1 protein-coding gene and 1 pseudogene are annotated in these 2,371 nt (G+C 30.2%); both read left to right on the forward strand.

What is annotated here, in order from left to right; all coding sequences use genetic code 11:
- Positions 1-283 precede the first annotated feature (283 nt).
- Positions 284-862, forward strand: a pseudogene (locus tag AB3I42_RS13905) (peptidoglycan DD-metalloendopeptidase family protein); the annotation flags it as partial.
- A gap of 248 nt (positions 863-1,110) precedes the next feature.
- Entirely contained in the window at positions 1,111-2,163 is a 1,053-nt protein-coding gene (locus AB3I42_RS13910) for an FUSC family protein (RefSeq protein ID WP_053765601.1), read from the forward strand.
- Positions 2,164-2,371 lie beyond the last annotated feature (208 nt).

A 2,371-nucleotide genomic window follows, 5' to 3' on the forward strand; every position in this document is an offset into this window, starting at 1 on the left:
GACAACATGTTTGCTAAACATCTAATCTTCTATATAATAATCATATTATTTATATAGTATTAGTTATAGCAAGATACTTTTGTCCTTTATTGCTAGAGTGTCTTGTGACCAGCCAACCTTATCAGTCTTTAAAAAATTTTTATAATCTATTAATTTCATGTGATATGTGGACATATACAAAAAACTTTTTATAATCTTTTAATAGGTATAAAAAATGAAGGAAAGGAAGAAAATTTGTAGATGAAGAAAACAGGTAAACTATTGTCTGCTTTGTTGTTATAAAGAGGGCTTAACAGGAAATAGACACTTTTACGATGGCGTTTGGAAAACGAATACGAAAACCTATCACGAAGCAACGAAATTTTTGACAGGACGTTACGCGACAGATACTAGCTACGATAAAAAATTAAATGTTCTAATCGTGACCTATGATTTTACTACGTATGATAAAGAAGTAGCAGGGCCACAACTAAATAAAGAAGGGTATCTCGTACCAGTCAAAAACTATACGATTTCTAGTCCATTTGGTAATCGTGGAGGAAAATTTCATCGAGGATTAGATTTAGCAGCAGCACAAGGCGATCCAATCTACGCTAGCAAGGCAGTAAGGGTTATTAAAGCAGAGTTTCACCCCTAATGTGGCAATTATGTAGCCATCGAACATGAAGATGGTACAACGACTTTATATGCGCATCAACAAGAATATCAAGTCAAAGTTGGCGACAAAGTAAAACAAGGACAAATTATTGGTTATGTTGGCTCGACAGGAAACAGTACAGGTAGTCACTTACATTTTGAATTATGCTTAGATCACAGTTTAAACCAATCACAATTGATTGATCCAGAAACAATCTTATTCTAAGAAATATTCTAATATTGATTTTCTGAATAAGTTGAGTACAAAAATTATAAAAAGTTATGTTGAACAATTAAAAATTAGCAAAAGAAGTATAACGTATAGTAGTTTTGTTTGGTTGATAAGAGAGATTTACGTAAGTGAAAAATTAATTATATAAGTATTCTCTATTTCCCAAAAAACTCTTACTTCAAGTATTTATAACTGCTAGATTTAGTTAAATAATTAGCAGTATTAGTAAGGAGGTAGAGAAAATGACTTTTTATCAATTACTACAATTAGATCCTTTAATACTTAAGCAAAAAATAAAAAGTACAAAATCCAAGTATGATCGTAGAAAATATATTTTATCCCTAGTTCTACGTTCATTTTTGATTGTTGGTTTTGCTATCTGTGTGATTGTTTTGTCTACGAAGTTTTTTGGTGAATCCAATAAGCCATATGCTATTGTCTTTTTCTGTATGATGCTTAGTCTAAGATTCGTTGACTTTGGGTATAAATACGCTCAATCAATTTTAGGATTGAGTGTTGTCTTTGGTGCATTGTTTGTCGCACCATTTGTCCATTTATTACCAAATTTTACTTTGCAAGTATTGTCGCACTTCCTTTTACTAGGAGGAATACTAATTGCTACTTTAAGTGATTCCAAAATGGGAAATCCGTCATTATATGGATTTTCTTATATATTTGTTGTTTATTCGACAATAACAGACCAAATAACGAAAAAATTATTGAATGATCGTCTTCTTTTCTTTGGTCTCTTTTTTCTTATATTTTGGTGGATAATTTATCACAATCATCGCAATAAGCACAAAAAAAAGACAATGTTCAAGGCTTTAAAAGAAAAGAGTGTTTCATTGAAAATTTGGTTGTTTTCCTATGTATTTTTCATTAGCTTATTATTGTCTGTTAGTCAGTATCTATCTTTTGAACGATTCATGTGGGTTGGGTTTGCCTTTTCCTCTTTATTTGCGAGCTATGGATTTTCAATAATTGATTTGAAAACACGTGCAACCGACCGTTTGCTAGGCACAATTATTGGTATATTTTCTTTTATTCTATTAAGTATGTATTTACCAATTGAGATACTTAGTTTATTAGGTGGTATTTGTTTAGGATTTTGTTCTAGTTACCGTTATAAAACGGTTTTTAATTGTATTGGTGCGTTGACGATAGCTAGTCAGATGTATGGAATTCCTCAAACATTAGCAATGCGGTTTACTTATAACTTGTTAGGTGTAAGCTTAGCTATTTTGGGAATTTGGTTTGTAAAAATGTTGTTAAAGCAAAAAAACATTGTGAAATAGGCTAATTGATAAAAGAGCTTGCTCATATCATATAGTAAGTATAATAATTATTCTAATAAAAATAAGGATAGAAAATAAATTTACATTATTATCTTTTTATATAATTTATTTTTCAATCGCGATTGCTTGATCCAGAAACAGTCTTATTCTAATGAATAGGGCTGTTTTTCGTTCTCCATATTATTTAATTGATATTTAAGAAAATAAA

It is taken from the genome of Enterococcus sp. C53 (genome assembly GCF_040887425.1).
Classification (GTDB): Bacteria; Bacillota; Bacilli; order Lactobacillales; family Enterococcaceae; genus Enterococcus_B; species Enterococcus_B hirae.